Origin of the sequence: Enterococcus sp. C46, assembly GCF_040887565.1 — a bacterium.
In the GTDB taxonomy this organism is placed as follows: domain Bacteria; phylum Bacillota; class Bacilli; order Lactobacillales; family Enterococcaceae; genus Enterococcus_B; species Enterococcus_B lactis.
Genome location: NZ_JBFOGA010000001.1, coordinates 402,510 through 422,126, shown reverse-complemented (window position 1 = coordinate 422,126; position 19,617 = coordinate 402,510). Strand labels below are relative to the sequence as shown.

Here is a 19,617-nt window from a genome sequence, read left to right as displayed (position 1 = left end):
AGATACTAAAAAGACTCTTTAAAGTTTTTTCTTCGAAGAGTCTATTTTTCTTTTAATTGTTTTTGTAGGGCTTGTCGTGCGAGGTTATCTGCCCCTTTGTTTTTGTTTTCGGGCAACCATTGTAGGATTAACAAGGAAAAGTCGGGCAGAAGTTCTTTGATTTTTTGGAGATAGGGAAGGAAAAGCTCGTTTTTCGTTGTGTTTTTATCGACTGTAGAAACCAGTGTTTTGCTGTCTGAAAAACAGAAAATCGTTTCATTCTGTAAACCCTTATTCTTTAGAAATTCTAAAGTTTTTAAAAAGACTTCGAACTCTGCTTGATGGTTTGTCCCTACAGAAAGGGGAATAGATAGCTGTTCTTGTTTACCTTGATAGACAATCAAGATCCCTCCTCCGCTAGGTCCAGGGTTGCCTTTTGTAGAGGCATCAATGTATACTTTTAACATAAAAAGAGATTCTCCTTTTTGTTCAAATTAATGTTATGGTAAGATTATATCATTACTGAATCGGTGAGAGGTTAGAGAATGAAAAAAAATATTCGATGGCAGCCTGAATTGGCACATACGATCATCTATTGGTCATTGACCTTGATCATTCTGTTTTTTAGTCTGATTCTTTCTTTAGAAAACACAGGTCCGTATTGGAAAAGCAATATTGTTTTAGGTGTTTTTCTTGTTTTTCTATTTCTAGGATGGCGGCGTTCTTTTATTTTAAAATCCAACTCGGTCATCATACGCTATGCTGCTTTTTGGAAAGACCGGGAAATAACTGTCGGACAGATTCGATCTTTGACACCGACTAATACAGGAGTACAAATGACATTGCAAAATGAGAAAGCCCCATCTGTTTTTATGATGCGAAAAAAAGATCAAGTGGTTCTTTTTGATCATCTTGAAAAAAGTGGGCCTAAAGTAGGACCATCTTCTCAACAGCAAAGAAATAATACCCCATATACGAAAAATAGAAAAAGTTAATTTTAAAAAATAGGCCCTGAAGAAATGAATCTTTGTAGGAAAAGAAAAGAGTGAGACGTACGGATCAACCCGTTAAACGTCTCACTCTATTTGATTATCTAAATCAATGTATACTGGATTCGGAAGTGTGAACACTGCCTTTCTTGACATGGGCAGCTTGTGTTCCTCGATTCCCCTCGATGATCTCAAATTCGACCACTTGATTTTCTTCCAAAGTTTTGAATCCCTCTTCTTCAATCGCAGTAAAATGTACAAAAATTTCTTCTGTGTCATCATAACTGATAAAGCCGTATCCTTTTTTGTTGTCAAACCATTTTACAATTCCTGTGGTCAAAGCACTCACGACCTTTCTAAAGTCTGATCATAGCCTTCATTATAAAGAGTATTTATAAGTACGTCAAATAAATTAAAAACCCGTAATTTAATGTTTTTTTTCTGAATAAAACAAGGTATAATTGGCATATCTTAACAAAGAAGGTATTTTTTTAAATAAAGTTCGTGAAAAGGGGTAATCAAATGAAGAGTGATCTGCAAATTTCACAAGAAACAGATCTAGAACCGATTATTGAAGTAGCTAGTAAATTAGATCTTAAGGAAGACGATTTGGAACTGTATGGGAAATATAAGGCGAAAATCAATTTTTCTGGAATCAATCGCTCAAAGGATAACGCTGAAGGGCATTTGATCTTAGTTACTTCCATCAATCCAACACCAGCTGGCGAAGGAAAGTCAACAATCACTGTAGGGTTAGGAGACGCGCTCAATAAAATCAATAAAAAATCTGTTATTGCATTGCGAGAACCCTCACTTGGTCCTGTGATGGGAATCAAAGGTGGTGCTGCAGGCGGAGGATATGCACAGGTATTGCCTATGGAAGATATCAACTTGCATTTTACTGGTGACATGCATGCTATCACAACAGCTAATAATGCATTATCTGCTCTTTTAGATAATCATATTCATCAAGGAAATGAATTGAACATCGATGCTCGCCGAGTGATTTGGAAACGGGTAGTTGATCTCAATGATCGTGAACTGCGTAAAGTAATCGTTGGCTTGGGTGGGCCAATCCAAGGTGTCCCAAGAGAAGATGGGTTTGATATCACAGTTGCTAGCGAAATCATGGCTATCTTGTGTCTTGCGGCAGACCTCGAAGATTTAAAGGCTCGTCTTGCAAGAATCGTTGTCGGCTATACATTTGACCGTCAGCCTGTGACTGCTGGAGACTTGAAAGCAGAAGGCGCTCTGGCATTACTGCTGAAAGATGCTATCAAACCGAATCTTGTACAAACAATTTACGGAACACCAGCTTTTGTCCACGGGGGACCGTTTGCCAATATCGCCCATGGCTGCAATAGTATTTTAGCTACCAAGACAGCATTGAGATTAGCAGATTACGTTGTCACAGAGGCAGGATTTGGTGCAGATCTTGGCGGAGAGAAATTTTTAGATATCAAAGTACCTAACTTGAAAAAAGCGCCGGATGCAGTGGTGATCGTCGCAACAATCCGCGCATTGAAAATGCATGGCGGAATGAAAAAAGATGAACTTAAAAATGAGAATCTTGACGCTTTGAAAATAGGTTTTGCAAATTTAAAACGTCATATACGTAACATGGAACAATACCAACTCCCTGTGATCGTTGCAATCAATGAATTCGTAACAGATACAGATAGTGAACTTACACTGCTGGAGCACTTGTGCGAAGATCAGGGAATCCTTGCTAAAAGAGCAAGTGTATGGGCAAATGGAGCAGAAGGTGGCGTTGATTTAGCAGAAGCTGTGGTACGATTGATTGATAGAAAAGAAGCTGATTACAAGCCATTGTATCTCCTAGAAGAAACGATACAAGAAAAGACTGAAACAATCGTCAAGAAAATCTACGGAGGAAATGGTGTTGTTTTTAGTAAAAAGGCGCAAAAACAAATAGAAGAATTTACGAAAAATGGATGGGATAATTTGCCGATTTGTATGGCGAAAACCCAATATTCATTCTCTGATGATCCTTCATTGCTAGGCGCACCTGAAGATTTCACCATCACCATCCGAGAAATCATCCCAAAAGTAGGGGCAGGATTTTTAGTAGCCTTAACTGGGGATGTTATGACGATGCCTGGTTTGCCTAAAAAACCTGCTGCATTAAATATGGACGTGACAAACGACGGAGAAGTATTTGGTTTGTTTTAAGCTTGATTATAATCTACCGTATACTAAATGACTTTCATTAAACATAAGAGGAGCTGTATTTTGACTACAGCTTCTTTTTTTGAAGGTGTCAAGAGATTAATTGTGTTTGCACTAGGATCATTCTTTTTCTTTATTGTATTTTGAGCTATACTAAAGCATAATAGGAGGGTACGATGAAAACGACATTTATAAGAAAAACCGGTTTTTACGGTATGGGCAGCTCGATTCAATTAAGAATCAATAATGAAAAACGCAGTTTTCTCAATCATGAACAAAAGATAACGCTTGATCTGGAAGTTCCCTTTACGATGCAGGTCACCTTTTATTGGCTAAAAAGCCCCGTTTATACAGTGAAAGAAGCAAAGCCTGTTTATGTGATCACAATGAATAGTTTGATTCTTCAAATCTACCCGTTCTTATTTCTGGCAACTGGGTTGGGGGCCGTTTTCCTACAAAATCTATTTTTCAGTTTTTTTGCAGTTGTCGTGATGTTTGCGTTCTTTTTCTATATAAAAAACCGGGCATATTTGATCAAGGAGGAAAATTATGGCAAACTCTGATCTTTTTTTAATCAGTTTCAATCGAATCGAAAAATGGATGAGAGACGAGATGGGAAATGCACGAAACATGGGATTTACCGAACTTGTCAGACGCCTAGCTCAAAGAAAACAATTGATGATCAGAAAATATGAAGATGATCTTTTACAGCTTGCTCAGTTAAGGAATGCAATCGTCCATGACCGAATCGCCGTCGATTTTGTCATTGCAGAACCAAATGATTGGACAGTCAAGCGAATCCAGCTGATCGAACAAGAACTGATACGCCCAGAAACCGTACTACCTCGATTTGCAAAACGTGTAACCGGTTTTGAGCAAGATCTTCCGCTACTTGAACTGTTAAAGATAGTAGCAGAAAAAAGGTATTCACAGTTTCCGTTATATAATAAAGGAAAATTTGTAGCATTGATTACTTTACGGAATATCGGATTTTGGCTAGCAAAAGAAAGCCAAAAAGGTCCTGTTGATTTAACAAATAAACGAGCATTGGATTTGATTATCCAAAATGGGAAGTACACAAATTATCATTTTGTTCCAGCTAAAACACATATTTACGAGGTTGAAGCGATGTTTCGTGAGCAAGGAACTTTGGAAGCCGTACTTATCACTAAAGATGGTAATCCCGATGGTAATCTGCTTGGGATCATACGACCTCGCGATATTTATAAACAAATAGAAAAGGATTGATTTTTTGTTAATTATTTATTGGATATTCAGCGCTCTGCTAGTGGGAGTGGATCAGCTGGTCAAATGGTGGATCACTGATAATTTAGCGCTTGGAGAGACGAAAAGTCTTATACCAGGTATATTGTCACTGAATCATATTCGAAACACTGGAGCCGCATGGAGTATGCTAGAAGGGAAGATGTGGTTCTTTACTATAGTGACACTCATTGCAGTCGTTGTGATTCTCACATTGATGATTAAAAATCGTGAAAAAGGTAATCGCTGGTTCATGATTGGATTGAGCCTGATTCTAGCTGGTGCGATAGGTAACTTTATTGATCGTCTCCGACTTGGCTATGTAGTAGATATGTTTCAAACAGACTTTATGAACTTTCCAATTTTCAATGTAGCAGATGTGACACTTGTATGCGGAGTGATCTGTATATTAATTTATATTATTTTAGATGAAAAGGATCAAAGAAAAAAATGACAGAACTTAAAACAACGATTTATCATGAATCTGGTAGGATCGATAAAGTATTGACTAATCTATTCAGTAATTACAGCCGTTCGCAAATTCAATTGTGGCTGAAAGAACGTGCGGTTTCTGTCAATGGAGAACCAGTCAAAGCAAATTACAAAGTAAAACAAGGAGACGAGATCACTGTCTTGATTCCTGAACCAGAAACATTAGATGTTGTCCCAGAGAACATCCCGTTGACCATTGTTTACGAAGATGAAGATGTCGCGGTAATCAATAAACCCCAAGGAATGGTCGTTCATCCTTCAGCAGGTCATACGCATGGTACAATGGTCAATGCGCTGATGTATCATGTCAAGGATCTTTCTACGATCAACGGAGTTATCCGACCGGGTATCGTCCACCGAATCGACAAAGATACTTCAGGTTTGCTGATGGTTGCCAAAAATGACCAGGCACACGAATCATTAGCTAAGCAATTAAAAGATAAGACTTCTTTACGTAAATATGTTGCTTTAGTCCATGGAGAGATTCCTCACGAAAAAGGCACGATCAATGCGCCAATCGGCCGTTCGAAAGAAAACCGAAAAATGCAGGCGATAAGAGAAGATGGAAAGCCAGCTGTCACGCATTTTACTGTATTGGAACGTTTTGAAGGATTTACTCTAGTTGAATTAAAACTGGAAACTGGAAGAACACATCAGATCCGCGTGCATATGAAGTATATCGGTTATCCGTTAGCTGGAGATCCAGTATACGGACCGAAGAAAACTTTGAAAGGCAATGGTCAGTTTCTCCATGCGCAAATGTTAGGTTTTACGCACCCGACTACAAACGAAAAGATGATCTTTGAAGCACCTCTTCCAGAAGTTTTTGAAAAAACTTTAGAAAAATTAAGAAAAAACATTGCATTTTAATTTAGATAACGGTATAGTAATTAACAACGAAAGCATAAAACTTAATAGAATTCCTTTAAGTTTAGTCCCGTGAGGCTAAGAAGGGTGGGAGCAAGGATACGTATGGTGCGCCATAAAGTAAATTGCTCATTGACATAGTATAGCTATCAGTGTATCAGTATACGCTCAGTCTAAACATTCCTCCTGTCCTCTTAGGGCAGGAGTTTTTTTATGCAAAAAAGTAGGGGGAATGAAAATGCAAGCAAAAGAAGTAGTAGATCAGGTAACGATGAAGCGAGCATTGACTCGAATTACTTATGAGATTATCGAGAGAAACCATAGTATCCAAGATATCGTATTGGTAGGTATCAAAACACGAGGGATCTACATTGCATCAAGAATCGCTGAACGCCTGAAGCAGCTAGAAGATATCGATATTCCTGTAGGAGAACTAGATATCACTTTATACCGAGATGACAAAAAAGAAAATCCAGAAGAACCGGAACTTCATTCTTCTGACATCCCAGTTTCCTTAGAAGGAAAAGAAGTTATTTTGATTGATGATGTTTTGTATACAGGACGAACGATTCGAGCAGCAATGGACGCAGTAATGGATTTTGGCAGACCAAGAAAAATTTCATTAGCAGTCCTAGTAGATCGTGGGCATCGAGAATTGCCAATCCGTGCAGATTATGTTGGGAAGAACATTCCAACATCTCGGGCGGAAGAGATTTTAGTAGAGATGCAAGAGCTTGATGGACAAGATCGCATCATGATTTTGAAAGAGGAAGATTAGAGGAGAGAGAAACATGTCGGAGAAAAAAGGATTTCATAATGATGACGTGGTGTTAGATATCCACGATCGCCCAACCCCAGGACATTGGGTTGGATTAAGTTTACAACACTTGTTCACGATGTTCGGAGCAACCGTGTTAGTACCTATCTTAGTAGGGATCGATCCAGGTATCGCACTAGTCAGTTCAGGACTAGGTACATTGGTGTACTTATTTACTACTAAAGGAAAGATACCTGCGTACTTAGGAAGCAGCTTCGCTTTCATTGCAGCGATGCAGCTTTTGATGAAAACAGATGGTTATCCAGCGATTGCACAAGGAGCAGTCACAACTGGATTAGTCTACTTGATTGTTGCGCTGATCATCAAAAAGATCGGTTCAGCATGGCTAGATAAAATCTTGCCTCCGATCGTCGTCGGCCCAGTCATCATGGTTATCGGGTTGGGACTTGCGGCAAATGCAGCAACAAATGCTATGTATAATCAAGGCACATATGATTTCAAGTATATTGCCGTAGCACTGATCACATTAGGATTGACCATCTTCTTCAACATGTGGCTAAGAGGTTTTCTCGGATTGATTCCGATTTTACTAGGTATTATTAGCGGGTACATCGTAGCCTTGCTGTTTGGAATCGTGGATACTAAGCCAATCGTAGACGCTGCCTGGTTTGCTGTTCCTAACTTTGAGATTCCATTTTTACAATATGAACCAAAGCTATATCTTGGAGCAATCACAACAATGGCGCCCATCGCTTTTGTGACGATGACAGAGCATATCGGCCATCTTATGGTATTGAATAAACTAACTAAACGTAATTTCTTTGAAGAACCGGGTCTTCATAAGACGTTGACAGGTGATGGCTTAGCACAAATCGTAGCAGCCTTCGTTGGTGGACCTCCTGTAACAAGTTACGGCGAAAACATTGGTGTTCTGGCTATCACACGCGTCCATAGCGTGTTTGTGATTGGGGGAGCTGCAGTTTTTGCAGTCGTTTTGGGATTCGTAGGAAAATTAAGCGCTTTGATTTTAAGTATCCCTGGACCAGTCATCTCAGGAATCAGTTTTATCTTGTTTGGTGTCATTGCAGCAAGCGGAATGAAGATTTTGATCGAGAACAAAATCGATTTTGACAAAAAGAAAAATCTGTTGATTGCTTCAGTTATACTAGTAGTAGGAATTGGCGGACTTGTCTTTGAAGTAGGCACATTTACATTGTCGGCAATGGCGTTAGCAACTGTACTTGGCATCGTTTTAAATCTTATCTTACCAGAAACTTCACGAAGCGAAGAAAACTAAGGAGGAAACATTATGATCATCAAATCAGAACGTATCAGTTTAAAGCATTTATTGACCGTTGAGGCACTTACTGACCAAGAAGTTATGGGCTTGATTCGCAGAGGGCAAGAATTCAAGCAAGGGGCTAATTGGACTCCGCAAAAGCGCCAGTACTTTGCTACAAACCTCTTTTTCGAAAATAGTACCCGCACACATAAAAGTTTTGATGTAGCGGAGAAAAAACTAGGGCTTGAAGTGATTGAATTTGAAGCAAGTACAAGCTCTGTCCAAAAAGGAGAAACGTTATACGATACAGTACTGACGATGTCTGCATTAGGTGTAGATGTAGCGGTCATCCGTCATGGTGATGAAAACTATTATGACGAACTGATACAAAGCAAAACCATCCAGTGCTCGATTATTAATGGGGGAGACGGAAGCGGACAGCACCCAACCCAATGCTTGCTTGATTTGATGACCATTTATGAAGAATTTGGACACTTTGAAGGACTGAAAGTTGCCATTGTAGGGGACATCACCCACTCTCGGGTAGCGAAATCCAATATGCAGATGTTGAAACGCTTAGGTGCACAAGTATTCTTCTCAGGTCCTAGAGAATGGTACGACGATGAATTCGAAGTATACGGACATTATATGCCATTGGACGAACTACTAGATCAAGTTGATGTCATGATGATGCTTCGAGTGCAACACGAACGCCATGATGGAAAAGAAAGCTTCTCAAAAGAAGGCTACCATCAGGAATATGGTTTAACAGTTGAACGTGCGAAGAAGCTGCAAAAACATGCAATCATTATGCACCCAGCACCAGTTAACCGCGATGTGGAATTAGCTGATTCATTAGTGGAAGGATTACAGTCACGAATCGTTCAACAAATGAGCAATGGTGTCTTTGTCAGAATGGCAATCTTAGAAGCAGTGCTAAATGGAAAAGCGTAATTATAGGAGGATGGAAAAATGAAAACACTCATTAAAAACGGTCAGATCAATACACGAAAAAATATGACGACACCAGCAGAAATTTGGATAGAAGATGGGCGAATCAAAGCAATCGGTACAGGATTCTCAGAAGCCGAATTTGATGAAGTGTTTGATGCAAAGGGACAATTGATCACACCTGGTTTAGTGGACGTCCATGTCCATTTGAGAGAGCCAGGATTTACATACAAGGAGACGATCGAAGCTGGAACTCGCTCAGCTGCACGTGGTGGTTTTACTACTGTATGCGCGATGCCGAATTTAAATCCTGTACCTGATACGGCAGAAAAGCTGAAACAAGTATATGACATCATTAGAAAAGATGCAGTTGTGAAGGTATTACAGTATGCGCCAATCACAGAAAATCTGCGAAGTGAGAAATTAGTTGATCAAGAAGCACTGATTGAAGAAGGTGCTTTTGCTTTCACAAATGACGGTGTAGGTGTCCAAACGGCTGGAACGATGTATCTGGCTATGAAAGAAGCTGCGAAAAACAATAAAGCACTAGTAGCCCATACAGAAGACGAATCTTTATTATTTGGCGGTGTTATGCATGCTGGCAAGAAGGCAGAAGAACTGGGTCTTCCCGGGATCTTAAGTGTAACCGAGTCTTCTCAAATCGCCAGAGATCTGTTGCTAGCTGAAGCAACTGGTGTTCATTACCATGTGTGCCACGTATCTACTAAAGAGAGTGTCCGAGTAATCAGAGACGCAAAAAAAGCAGGAATCCACGTAACAGCGGAAGTTTCGCCCCATCATCTTATTTTGATCGATGAAGATATTCCCGAAGATTTCGGCTTTTGGAAAATGAATCCACCGCTAAGAGGACGGAAGGACAGGGAAGCCTTGATCGAAGGTTTGCTTGACGGCACGATCGATTGTATCGCTACAGATCATGCCCCACATGGATTAGAAGAAAAAAGCCAAAGCTTCATGAAATCGCCATTTGGCATAGTAGGAAGCGAAACAGCATTCCAACTGATCTACACTCATTTTGTAGAAACTGGACAATTCACATTGGAACAAGTAATCAATTGGCTGGCAGTTAAACCGGCTGAGATTTTTGGTTTGAATGCAGGAACGCTGACAGTCGGCGCACCCGCTGATGTAGCAATTTTTGATATTACAAAAACTTGCACGATCGATAAAGAAGACTTTTTATCAAAAGGGGAAAATACACCTTTTATCGGCTGGAAAGTAAAAGGTGAAACACAAATGACTTTTGTCAACGGAAAACTTGTGTGGCAGAAGGGAGAATAAAAATATGGAACGTTTGCTTATATTAGAAGATGGAACAGTTTTCGAAGGAAAAGCTTTTGGCGCGGATGCAAATGTCTTCGGAGAAATCGTTTTTACAACAAGTATGACTGGTTATCAAGAAACCATCACCGATCAAAGTTTCAACGGTCAAATCATTACATTTACCTATCCTATGGTGGGCAATTATGGGGTAAATAGAGATGATTATGAATCGATTTCTCCAACATGCAAAGGAGTAGTAGTAAAAGAGCACGCGCGTGTAGCTTCAAACTGGCGAAACCAAATGACGCTAGATTCATTTTTGAAACAAAAAGGGATTCCTGGAATATCAGGTATCGATACGCGCGCCCTTACTCGTAAAATCCGTGAAGCCGGAACGATGAAAGCAAGTATCGTTGATGCTGGAGATTCCTTCGAACATGCATTTGATCAGCTGAAAGCAACCGTTCTAGCAACCAATCAAGTGCAGCAAGTCTCCACTAACAAACCTTATCCAAGTCCAGGGACAGGACGGAAAGTTATCGTCATTGACTTCGGCTTGAAACATAGTATTTTACGAGAATTGAGTAAAAGAAACTGTAACCTCACAGTACTTCCCTATAACACAGATGCCGAGACGATTTTAGCGTTATCACCAGACGGAGTCATGCTGACGAATGGACCTGGTGATCCAAAAGATGTGCCAGAAGCAATCGAAATGATCAAAAAAATCCAAGGAAAAGTACCGATTTTTGGTATTTGTCTTGGTCACCAGTTATTTGCTTTAGCCAACGGTGCAGATACCTATAAAATGAAATTCGGACATCGAGGATTAAATCACCCGGTACGAGAAGTAGCGACCGGAAGAATTGATTTTACTTCTCAAAATCATGGCTATGCAGTCGATGAAGCCACGATTGATCCAGAAAAACTCATCGTAACCCATGTAGAAGTAAATGACGGAACAGTAGAAGGAGTCAAACACAGAGATTATCCCGCTTTCAGTGTGCAGTTTCATCCAGATGCTGCTCCTGGTCCGCACGATGCACTACATTTATTTGATGAATTTATGGAAATGATGGATGCAGGAAAGGAGCAGTAAACAGATGCCGAAACGTACAGATATCAAGAAAATTATGGTGATTGGATCTGGTCCGATCATCATTGGTCAAGCCGCAGAATTTGACTACGCAGGAACACAAGCTTGCCTTGCTTTAAAAGAAGAGGGATATGAAGTGGTTTTAGTAAATTCTAATCCTGCGACGATCATGACGGACAAAGAAGTGGCAGATCAAGTATATATCGAACCGATCACACTTGAATTTGTATCAAGGATTCTTCGAAAAGAGCGTCCAGATGCTCTCCTTCCAACTTTAGGCGGACAGACAGGCCTCAATATGGCAATGGAGCTGGCAGCATCAGGTATTTTAGAAGAATTGAACATAGAACTTCTAGGAACGAAGCTTTCTGCGATCGATCAAGCAGAAGACCGTGATTTATTCAAACAGTTGATGAAAGAATTGAATCAGCCAATCCCCGAGTCTGAAATCGTCAATACAGTAGAAGAAGCTGTAGCGTTTGCAAATAAAATCGGCTATCCCGTCATCGTTCGTCCAGCCTTTACTTTAGGCGGGACTGGTGGAGGCATGTGTGAAAATGAAGAAGAATTACGAATAGTCTCAGAAAATGGATTAAGTCTTTCCCCAGCTACCCAATGTTTAATTGAACGAAGTATTGCGGGTTTTAAAGAAATTGAATATGAAGTGATGAGAGATTCGGCTGATAATGCAATCGTTGTCTGCAACATGGAAAATTTTGACCCAGTGGGTATCCATACAGGTGATTCTATCGTGTTTGCTCCTAGCCAGACATTGTCTGACCATGAATATCAAATGCTTCGTGATGCTTCTCTTTCGATTATTCGAGCACTTAAGATCGAAGGAGGCTGTAACGTCCAACTTGCTCTTGATCCACATAGCTTTAATTATTATGTGATTGAAGTCAATCCGCGTGTTTCTCGTTCATCGGCGTTAGCAAGTAAGGCGACTGGCTATCCGATCGCTAAGCTAGCTGCTAAAATAGCGCTTGGATTAACATTAGACGAAATGAAAAATCCTGTAACAGGAACGACTTTTGCAGAATTTGAACCTGCATTAGATTATGTTGTAGCTAAAATTCCTCGCTGGCCGTTTGATAAGTTTGAAAACGGAGAACGGCTTTTAGGTACGCAGATGAAAGCAACTGGTGAAGTGATGGCTATCGGTCGGAATATCGAAGAGTCTTTATTGAAAGCTGTGCGTTCTTTAGAAATCGGTACACACCATATCGAACTTCCTGAGTTGGCAGACATCACGGACGATGACCTAATCCAAAAAGTGGTTCGAGCACAAGATGATCGCCTGTTTTATGTAGCTGAAGCTATTAGACGAGGGTACACCATAGAAGAATTGGCAGATTTGACAAAAATCGATTTATTCTTTTTAGATAAACTGTTGCATATCGTAGAAATCGAACAGCAGTTGAAACAGCAGCCGTTGGATGACAGGATATTGAAAACAGCGAAACAAAACGGTTTTACAGACAAAAAAGTGGCGGAGCTGTGGGAAATAAGCGAAGAAGCCGTTCGCCAGATGAGAAAAGAAAATGATTTGATTCCTGTATATAAAATGGTTGACACTTGTGCAGCGGAATTCGAATCAAAAACACCTTATTTTTATAGTTCCTATGAATATGAAAATGAAAGTTCACGATCAGAAAAGCCCTCAGTTCTAGTACTGGGATCTGGTCCTATCCGTATCGGACAAGGAGTTGAATTTGACTATGCGACTGTGCATTCTGTCAAAGCCATCCAGCAGGCAGGATACGAGGCAATCATCATGAACAGCAATCCGGAAACAGTTTCTACTGACTTTTCTATTTCGGATAAATTATATTTTGAGCCATTGACCTTCGAAGATGTGATGAATGTGATCGAGCTAGAACAGCCGATAGGAGTAATCGTTCAATTCGGTGGTCAGACAGCAATCAACTTAGCCGAACCTTTGACTACTGCTGGTGTAAAAATCTTAGGGACAACGATTGAAGACTTGGATCGTGCGGAAAATCGTGATTTATTCGAGCAAGCGCTGAAAGAGTTGGATATTCCTCAACCTTTAGGGGATACTGCTACAAGTAAAGAAGAAGCCGTGGTTATCGCTTCGAGAATTGGTTATCCAGTACTTGTTCGTCCAAGCTATGTATTAGGCGGGCGTGCGATGGAAATCGTTGAAAATCAGCGAGATTTAGAAGACTACATGGAACATGCTGTGAAAGCTTCTCCAGAACATCCAGTACTAGTGGACCGCTATTTGCTTGGTGGCGAATGCGAAGTGGATGCGATTTGTGACGGTGAAACAGTACTCATTCCAGGGATCATGGAACATATTGAGCGTGCCGGTGTCCATTCAGGGGATTCAATGGCTGTGTATCCACCTCAAACATTATCTGAATCAATCAAGAAAACGATCGAAGACTACACGATCCGTTTAGCATTAGGTTTGAACTGTGTCGGGATGATGAATATCCAGTTCGTCATCCATGAAAATGAGGTTTATGTGATCGAAGTCAATCCTCGAGCAAGTCGGACTGTTCCATTCTTAAGTAAGGTGACAGGAATTCCAATGGCACAAATTGCGACGAAAGCTATTTTGGGAGAGAAATTAAAGGCACTTGGTTATGAAAACGGACTTTATAAGGAAACAAAAGAAGTCCATGTTAAAGCGCCCGTCTTTTCTTTTACTAAATTGCAGAAAGTCGATACTTACTTAGGGCCTGAAATGAAATCGACTGGAGAAGTAATGGGGTCTGACAGACAATTAGACAAAGCTTTGTACAAGGCATTCGAAGCTTCTGGATTACACTTGCCTGAATATGGAGCCGTATTGTTTACGATTGCGGATGAAACAAAAGAAGAAGCACTAGAGTTGGCTAAACGTTTTACAGAAATCGGCTATAGTCTGATAGGAACGAAACATACAGCTGCCTATTTCGAAAAACATGGTTTGGTTGTTGAAACAGTTGCGAAAATTTCTGAGGAAGCAGCAGAAAAAAATGTAGTCGACTTAATACGAGATGGTAAAACACAAGTGGTTGTCAATACGATTGATAAAGATCGGGGAAATGCTTCTAAAGACGGCTTCATTATCCGAAGAGAAGCAGTCGAACATGGTATTCCGTTGTTTACTTCTTTAGACACAGCAGATGCGATCGTTCGAGTGATGGAATCCCGTGCATTTTCAACCAACCCTATTTAACGGTGTATACATGTTAAGACCGAAAGAAGAAAATCCGTTACAGGAGGGGACAGATGAAACAAGAAATGATGGAAATCGTTCAGCAAAAACAGCTGGCACCAAAGATTTTTGAAATGACATTAAAAGGTGATCTAGTAAAAGAAATGCAGCAACCAGGACAGTTCTTGCATATCCTCGTGCCGCGTGCAGACTTGCTGCTACGCCGACCGATTAGCTTGAATCATATCGATCACGAGACAAATACTTGCCGTATTATCTATCGGGTGGAAGGTGAGGGGACTAGCGTTTTCTCTACTCTTTCTGCCGGAGACTATTTAGATGTTATGGGCCCTTTAGGTAATGGCTTTGATTTATCTGATCTTCATACAGGAGACGAAGTATTTATAATCGGTGGAGGAATCGGTGTCCCGCCTCTGTATGAGTTATCAAAGCAGTTAGTCAAAAAAGGGATCAAGCCAACGCACTTTTTAGGTTTTGCCACACATGAAGTCGTTTATTATGAAAAAGAATTTAATCGTCTTGGAGAAACAAGAATCGCTACTGACGATGGCACATACGGTATGCACGGAAATGTCGGTAATTTATTATTAGGAACGAAGACGAAACCTACAGCAGTTTTTGCATGTGGTTCAAACGGGTTATTGAAGACAGTGGAACAGCTGTTTTCTTCGCATCAAAATGTCCAGTTATCATTAGAATCCCGCATGGCATGTGGGATAGGGGCTTGCTATGCTTGCGTTTGTCATACGCCGGAAGATGAAACAGGAACAAAAAGTGTGAAAGTTTGTGACGAAGGACCGATTTTTAAAATAGGAGAGGTAATTATATGAATGAGAATCCTTTAGCAGTCAAACTTCCTGGCCTAGAATTAAAAAATCCTATCATGCCAGCAAGCGGCTGTTTCGGTTTTGGCAAAGAATATGGAAAATACTATGATTTGAATCAGCTTGGTTCGATCATGGTCAAGGCAACGACTCCAAATGCTCGCTTTGGCAATCCCACACCGAGAGTGGCGGAAACACCATCTGGCATGTTGAATGCGATTGGTTTACAAAATCCTGGTCTAGACGTTGTTATGAATAAACTTCTTCCAGAATTAGAGGAGTACAATGAGTTACCCATCATCGCAAATGTTGCTGGTGCTTGTGAAGAAGACTATGTAGAAGTTTGTAGCAAAATCGGCGAAGCGCCAAATGTGAAAGCAATCGAGCTGAATATTTCCTGTCCAAATGTCAAGCATGGCGGTATCGCTTTTGGAACAGATCCTGACGTTGCTTTTCAATTAACACAAGCAGTAAAGAAAGTTGCTTCTGTTCCTGTCTATGTCAAACTATCTCCCAATGTGACAGACATCGTTCCAATCGCTCAGGCAATCGAAGCTGGAGGGGCAGATGGATTTACAATGATCAATACACTACTTGGTATGCGGATTGACCTTAAGACAAGAAAACCAATTTTAGCCAATCAAACAGGTGGACTATCCGGACCAGCAATCAAGCCTGTCGCTATCCGTTTGATTCATCAAGTGGCAAGTATATCCAATCTTCCAATCATTGGGATGGGCGGCGTGCAGACAGTGGACGATGTTCTTGAGATGTTTATGGCTGGAGCAAGCGCTGTAGCTATAGGGACTGCGAATTTCACCGATCCCTATATCTGTCCTAAACTAATCAAAGAGCTCCCAGTGCGAATGAACGAACTAGGTATTGAGTCACTGGAAAGATTAATCAAAGAAGTGAGAGAGGAACGTGAACGATGAACCAACTAAACCAACGACCAATCATTGCATTAGATTTTTCAACTTGGCAAGAAGTAGAAGACTTTCTTCTTTTTTTCCCAGAAGAAGAAAAATTGTTTGTGAAAATCGGAATGGAATTGTTCTACCAAGAAGGACCTGAAATCGTACGTTATTTAAAAGATGCTGGTCACGATGTGTTTTTAGATCTGAAACTTCACGATATTCCGAATACGGTCGAAAAAGCAATGCGGGGACTGGCAAAGCTTGGTGTTGATGTCACATGTGTTCATGCAGCTGGCGGTATTCGCATGATGGAGGCGGCAATGCGTGGATTAGAAGAAGGAACGCCAGAAGGTGGGAAACGTCCCCTACTTCTAGCTATCACTCAACTTACCTCTACAAGTGAAGAGGAGATGCATGCAGACCAACTAATCGAAGTTCCTTTAGAAAAAAGTGTGATCCATTACGCTAACTGTGCCAAAAAAGCAGGATTAGATGGTGTGGTTTCTTCTGCTTGGGAAGTAGAAGCGATCAAAGAAACGGCGGGAGATGAATTTGTTTGCTTAACTCCAGGGATAAGACCAGAAGGAACAGTCGTAGGAGATCAGACAAGAGTAGTCACACCTTCTCAAGCAAGAGAGATTGGCTCAACTTTCATCGTTGTGGGACGACCAATCACACAGGCAACTGATCCTTATGAAGCATACCGAGCGATTCAAACAGAATGGAGCCAACCTAAAATGAATGTAGAACAAAGTATCGCAAAAGATCTATTAGAGATTGAAGCAGTATTTTTAAATCCAAGTAATCCTTTTACTTGGGCAAGTGGAATCAAAAGCCCCATTTACTGTGATAACCGAATCACGATGAGCTATCCAAAAGTCCGAAAAGAGATCGCAAAAGGCTTAGCAAGAAAAATCAAAGAAGCTTTCCCTGAAGTACAAGTAATTGCTGGAACTGCAACGGCAGGAATTCCTCATGCTGCATGGGTAGCGGAAATATTAGACTTGCCAATGGTCTATATTCGAAGTAAGGCGAAAGATCATGGGAAAGGCAACCAAATCGAAGGGCGTATAGTTGAAGGTCAGAAGATGGTTGTGATCGAGGATCTGATTTCTACAGGAGGTAGCGTCTTGGAAGCAGCTGAAGCAGCAAAAAGAGAAGGTGCAGCTATCCTTGGTGTTGCAGCTATCTTTACGTATGAGTTGCCAAAAGGAAAAGCAAATTTCGAAAAAGCCGAAATCCCTCTTATGACGTTGACCAATTACTCTGTATTGATCGAAGCAGCTTTAGAAGATCGTTATATCGATGAGCAAGAATTAACTCTGCTAAAAGAATGGAAAAAAGATCCTGAAAATTGGCAGTTTTAAGTACAAAAATACTTAGATAATTGAAGAAATAAAGCTATATTATTTTGAATATTTCTAAATTACCATTTCTCTACACCGTTATATTTTTTAAGGATACAGTTTATGTAACTGTATCCTTATTTTTTTCATAACCCTGCATGGATGATTTGGATGAGGAGATACATCCATAAAATACATATGCATGATCTTCAATAGCGCTGATTACACAAAGTATGAACGACTTCAACGAGTCAAAAACAGCCCATCAACTGTGTTCCTATCCCACAGTCGAGAGGCTATTTTTGTTTTATATATGTAGAAAAGCAGTTCAACACTTTTACAAAATAGATTGAACACTTATCAGTAAATGATAAAAGTGTTGGGAAATAGTTGTAACTATAGCTTTTACAGGCTGAACAGAAGTTGGCACGGTATTTGCTTTATATAAAACTGTCAGCGAGGAGGAAATAAAAATGAATACGATTATTCTAGCTAGTCATGGCGCATTATCTCAAGGTCTAAAACAAACAGCTGAAATGATCTTGGGACCTGCCACTAATATTTATGCATTATCGGCTTATCGCGATGAAGATGAGCCGATAGAACAACAAATACAAAGTATAGTTTCAAAATTAGGAAAAGAAAATCTATTTATTCTCACAGATATCTTAGGAGGAAGTGTCAATAATGAAATGATAGGACTGTTAAAGAAAGAGCCAGCAATACGCTTGATCACAGGAATGAATCTACCCTTAGTGATTTCAATCGCCACGCAAGTTAACCCAATTGCTGCTGCAGATTTAGAATTGATTATCGAAGAAAGTCGGCAGTCATTGATTGATTGCAATCGATTACTAAAAAAATCAAATGAAGGAGGAGATGATCTATGATCAAGTTCATTCGTATCGATCACCGATTGTTACATGGACAAGTGGTGTTTTCTTGGAGTAAATCTTTACAAATCAACCGAATTCTGGTGGTGAATGATGAAGCAGCCAATGATGAATTTAAAAAAATGTCTTTAGAACTATCAAAACCTCAAGGAATCAAACTCAATATATTTACCGTTGAAAATACCTTGACAAAAATATCTAAAATAGAAGCATTGAGTGAAAACATCATGATGATCTTTGGAAATACCAAGGATGTTCGTCAGTTTTGCGAAAGTTACTCAAACGTTAAGGAAATCAATTACGGAGGCATCATAAAAAAAGAAGGATCAAAACAATTCAGTAATGCTATCTTCTTGACTGAAAATGAGATAGAAGATGCGAAAGTACTAAAATCAATGGGCATCAAACAGTTCATGCAACAGGTTCCAACCTCCAAAAAAGAGGATTTGAATACAATGATTTAAAAAGAAAGGAGTTTACGTTATGTTGTTTCAATCGATTGCCTTAGGTCTGGTCGGAATCATGTGCATCTTGGACTCTAGACTACTAGGGAGGATGAATTTTGAACGGCCTTTAATCGTGAGTACGTTAGTTGGGTTAGTATTAGGTGACTTGGAAAAAGGTTTGTTGGTTGGTGCTTCTCTGGAATTGATGTCGCTTGGTCTGGTAAATATCGGAGCAGCAGCGCCACCGGATATGAATATGGCGTCCATTATTGCTACAGCTTTTGCTATTCTATCTGGCTCCAATGCTGAAACTGCTCTGACTATTGCCATTCCAATCTCTGTATTAGGACAAATGCTTGGAATATTGATGCGGACGGTACTCTCAAATCTGACACATTGGGCAGATAATTTAATCAATGAAGGAAAGTTCAGCAGAGCACGACGGATCCACATAATCTATGGTACGGTCTTATATTCACTGATGTATTTTATCCCTATCTTTTTAGCTGTTTACTTTGGAACAGATTTAGTGAAAAATATCGTGAGCAGTATCCCAGTATGGTTGACAAATGGTCTGACTTTAGCAAGCAAAATTTTACCAGCATATGGTTTTGCTTTGTTGTTACAAACGATGTTGACGAAAAAAATGATCCCGTTTTTATTACTTGGTTTTCTAATCACAGCTTACTCCGGATTAAGCATCACAGGTATCGCAGCTTTTGCTTGCATTGTGGCCTTTGTGATGGCACAAGTCAAATTCAATGGTAAAGATAATAGGACAGCAGTAAGCGAACCTGATCCTTTAGATGATTTATAGAAAGGAGTTT

General features: G+C 40.1%; 20 protein-coding genes and 1 pseudogene. 19 read left to right on the top strand and 2 right to left on the bottom strand.

The window, feature by feature from the left end:
• Positions 1-41 precede the first annotated feature (41 nt).
• Positions 42-446 (bottom strand): ribonuclease HI family protein, encoded by a 405-nt coding sequence (locus tag AB3I27_RS02095; protein WP_002309332.1) that lies wholly within the window; start codon positions 444-446, stop codon positions 42-44.
• Between the two features lie 78 nt (positions 447-524).
• Here AB3I27_RS02095 and AB3I27_RS02090 point away from each other — a divergent pair, with 78 nt between their 5' ends.
• Positions 525-974, top strand: a complete 450-nt coding sequence (locus AB3I27_RS02090) for an EbsA family protein (RefSeq protein WP_002309331.1) — start codon at positions 525-527, stop codon at positions 972-974.
• Positions 975-1,077: 103 nt separating this feature from the next.
• On the opposite strand, the gene AB3I27_RS02085 is transcribed toward AB3I27_RS02090, so the two are convergent.
• Positions 1,078-1,308 (bottom strand): cold-shock protein, encoded by a 231-nt coding sequence (locus AB3I27_RS02085; RefSeq protein ID WP_002309330.1) that lies wholly within the window; start codon positions 1,306-1,308, stop codon positions 1,078-1,080.
• Between the two features lie 182 nt (positions 1,309-1,490).
• Here AB3I27_RS02085 and AB3I27_RS02080 point away from each other — a divergent pair, with 182 nt between their 5' ends.
• The 18 genes and pseudogenes from AB3I27_RS02080 to AB3I27_RS01995 all read left to right on the top strand — a co-directional run bounded on the left by AB3I27_RS02080 (position 1,491) and on the right by AB3I27_RS01995 (position 19,607).
• Positions 1,491-3,161, top strand: coding sequence for a formate--tetrahydrofolate ligase (locus tag AB3I27_RS02080; protein ID WP_002329182.1), 1,671 nt, complete (start codon positions 1,491-1,493; stop codon positions 3,159-3,161).
• Positions 3,162-3,334: 173 nt separating this feature from the next.
• Entirely contained in the window at positions 3,335-3,721 is a 387-nt protein-coding gene (locus AB3I27_RS02075; protein WP_002309328.1) for a hypothetical protein, read from the top strand.
• A complete protein-coding gene (locus tag AB3I27_RS02070; protein ID WP_002309327.1) occupies positions 3,708-4,406 on the top strand; it encodes a CBS domain-containing protein in 699 nt (232 codons plus the stop codon). Before AB3I27_RS02075 ends, AB3I27_RS02070 begins: the two co-directional genes overlap by 14 nt.
• A 4-nt stretch (positions 4,407-4,410) precedes the next feature.
• Positions 4,411-4,875, top strand: coding sequence for a signal peptidase II (lspA, locus tag AB3I27_RS02065; RefSeq protein WP_002309326.1), 465 nt, complete (start codon positions 4,411-4,413; stop codon positions 4,873-4,875).
• Positions 4,872-5,783, top strand: coding sequence for an RluA family pseudouridine synthase (locus AB3I27_RS02060; RefSeq protein ID WP_002309325.1), 912 nt, complete (start codon positions 4,872-4,874; stop codon positions 5,781-5,783). The genes lspA and AB3I27_RS02060 overlap by 4 nt, the downstream gene beginning before the upstream one ends.
• A 235-nt stretch (positions 5,784-6,018) precedes the next feature.
• Positions 6,019-6,558 (top strand): bifunctional pyr operon transcriptional regulator/uracil phosphoribosyltransferase PyrR, encoded by a 540-nt coding sequence (gene pyrR / locus AB3I27_RS02055; RefSeq protein WP_002295862.1) that lies wholly within the window; start codon positions 6,019-6,021, stop codon positions 6,556-6,558.
• A gap of 13 nt (positions 6,559-6,571) precedes the next feature.
• On the top strand, positions 6,572-7,855 hold the full coding sequence (locus tag AB3I27_RS02050) for a solute carrier family 23 protein (protein WP_002309324.1): 1,284 nt from the start codon (positions 6,572-6,574) through the stop codon (positions 7,853-7,855).
• A 12-nt stretch (positions 7,856-7,867) separates the two neighbouring features.
• Entirely contained in the window at positions 7,868-8,794 is a 927-nt protein-coding gene (locus AB3I27_RS02045) for an aspartate carbamoyltransferase catalytic subunit (RefSeq protein WP_002309323.1), read from the top strand.
• Between the two features lie 18 nt (positions 8,795-8,812).
• Positions 8,813-10,093 (top strand): dihydroorotase, encoded by a 1,281-nt coding sequence (locus AB3I27_RS02040; protein ID WP_002329183.1) that lies wholly within the window; start codon positions 8,813-8,815, stop codon positions 10,091-10,093.
• Positions 10,094-10,097: 4 nt separating this feature from the next.
• Positions 10,098-11,174 carry a carbamoyl phosphate synthase small subunit gene (locus AB3I27_RS02035; RefSeq protein WP_002329184.1) on the top strand — a complete coding sequence of 359 codons (1,077 nt, stop codon included), beginning with the start codon at positions 10,098-10,100 and terminating at the stop codon, positions 11,172-11,174.
• Positions 11,175-11,178: 4 nt separating this feature from the next.
• Positions 11,179-14,364: a carbamoyl-phosphate synthase large subunit gene (gene carB, locus AB3I27_RS02030; protein WP_002309319.1), complete on the top strand. Its 3,186-nt coding sequence runs from the start codon at positions 11,179-11,181 to the stop codon at positions 14,362-14,364.
• A gap of 53 nt (positions 14,365-14,417) precedes the next feature.
• Entirely contained in the window at positions 14,418-15,194 is a 777-nt protein-coding gene (locus AB3I27_RS02025) for a dihydroorotate dehydrogenase electron transfer subunit (RefSeq protein ID WP_002309317.1), read from the top strand.
• Complete coding sequence (locus AB3I27_RS02020) at positions 15,191-16,123, top strand: dihydroorotate dehydrogenase (RefSeq protein ID WP_002309316.1); 933 nt, start codon at positions 15,191-15,193, stop codon at positions 16,121-16,123. The genes AB3I27_RS02025 and AB3I27_RS02020 overlap by 4 nt, the downstream gene beginning before the upstream one ends.
• Positions 16,120-16,833 (top strand): annotated as a pseudogene (pyrF, locus tag AB3I27_RS02015) (orotidine-5'-phosphate decarboxylase); the annotation flags it as partial. The gene AB3I27_RS02020 and the pseudogene pyrF, both read left to right, overlap by 4 nt.
• Before the next feature lie 9 nt (positions 16,834-16,842).
• On the top strand, positions 16,843-17,472 hold the full coding sequence (gene pyrE / locus AB3I27_RS02010) for an orotate phosphoribosyltransferase (RefSeq protein WP_029680876.1): 630 nt from the start codon (positions 16,843-16,845) through the stop codon (positions 17,470-17,472).
• 452 nt (positions 17,473-17,924) lie between these two features.
• Entirely contained in the window at positions 17,925-18,341 is a 417-nt protein-coding gene (locus AB3I27_RS02005; RefSeq protein ID WP_002309312.1) for a PTS sugar transporter subunit IIA, read from the top strand.
• Complete coding sequence (locus AB3I27_RS02000) at positions 18,338-18,808, top strand: PTS sugar transporter subunit IIB (RefSeq protein WP_002309310.1); 471 nt, start codon at positions 18,338-18,340, stop codon at positions 18,806-18,808. The genes AB3I27_RS02005 and AB3I27_RS02000 overlap by 4 nt, the downstream gene beginning before the upstream one ends.
• Before the next feature lie 19 nt (positions 18,809-18,827).
• A complete protein-coding gene (locus AB3I27_RS01995; RefSeq protein ID WP_002313784.1) occupies positions 18,828-19,607 on the top strand; it encodes a PTS sugar transporter subunit IIC in 780 nt (259 codons plus the stop codon).
• The last annotated feature ends 10 nt before the right edge of the window (positions 19,608-19,617 follow it).

What these genes read in the sequence shown, in the direction of transcription:
- AB3I27_RS02095 (WP_002309332.1), bottom strand. Translation starts at nt 446, where the DNA reads ATGTTAAAAGTATACATTGATGCCTCTACAAAAGGCAACCCTGGACCT.
- AB3I27_RS02090 (WP_002309331.1), top strand. Translation starts at nt 525, where the DNA reads ATGAAAAAAAATATTCGATGGCAGCCTGAATTGGCACATACGATCATC.
- AB3I27_RS02080 (WP_002329182.1), top strand. Translation starts at nt 1,491, where the DNA reads ATGAAGAGTGATCTGCAAATTTCACAAGAAACAGATCTAGAACCGATT.
- AB3I27_RS02075 (WP_002309328.1), top strand. Translation starts at nt 3,335, where the DNA reads ATGAAAACGACATTTATAAGAAAAACCGGTTTTTACGGTATGGGCAGC.
- AB3I27_RS02070 (WP_002309327.1), top strand. Translation starts at nt 3,708, where the DNA reads ATGGCAAACTCTGATCTTTTTTTAATCAGTTTCAATCGAATCGAAAAA.
- AB3I27_RS02060 (WP_002309325.1), top strand. Translation starts at nt 4,872, where the DNA reads ATGACAGAACTTAAAACAACGATTTATCATGAATCTGGTAGGATCGAT.
- pyrR (WP_002295862.1), top strand. Translation starts at nt 6,019, where the DNA reads ATGCAAGCAAAAGAAGTAGTAGATCAGGTAACGATGAAGCGAGCATTG.
- AB3I27_RS02050 (WP_002309324.1), top strand. Translation starts at nt 6,572, where the DNA reads ATGTCGGAGAAAAAAGGATTTCATAATGATGACGTGGTGTTAGATATC.
- AB3I27_RS02045 (WP_002309323.1), top strand. Translation starts at nt 7,868, where the DNA reads ATGATCATCAAATCAGAACGTATCAGTTTAAAGCATTTATTGACCGTT.
- AB3I27_RS02040 (WP_002329183.1), top strand. Translation starts at nt 8,813, where the DNA reads ATGAAAACACTCATTAAAAACGGTCAGATCAATACACGAAAAAATATG.
- AB3I27_RS02035 (WP_002329184.1), top strand. Translation starts at nt 10,098, where the DNA reads ATGGAACGTTTGCTTATATTAGAAGATGGAACAGTTTTCGAAGGAAAA.
- carB (WP_002309319.1), top strand. Translation starts at nt 11,179, where the DNA reads ATGCCGAAACGTACAGATATCAAGAAAATTATGGTGATTGGATCTGGT.
- AB3I27_RS02025 (WP_002309317.1), top strand. Translation starts at nt 14,418, where the DNA reads ATGAAACAAGAAATGATGGAAATCGTTCAGCAAAAACAGCTGGCACCA.
- AB3I27_RS02020 (WP_002309316.1), top strand. Translation starts at nt 15,191, where the DNA reads ATGAATGAGAATCCTTTAGCAGTCAAACTTCCTGGCCTAGAATTAAAA.
- pyrE (WP_029680876.1), top strand. Translation starts at nt 16,843, where the DNA reads ATGAATGTAGAACAAAGTATCGCAAAAGATCTATTAGAGATTGAAGCA.
- AB3I27_RS02005 (WP_002309312.1), top strand. Translation starts at nt 17,925, where the DNA reads ATGAATACGATTATTCTAGCTAGTCATGGCGCATTATCTCAAGGTCTA.
- AB3I27_RS02000 (WP_002309310.1), top strand. Translation starts at nt 18,338, where the DNA reads ATGATCAAGTTCATTCGTATCGATCACCGATTGTTACATGGACAAGTG.
- AB3I27_RS01995 (WP_002313784.1), top strand. Translation starts at nt 18,828, where the DNA reads ATGTTGTTTCAATCGATTGCCTTAGGTCTGGTCGGAATCATGTGCATC.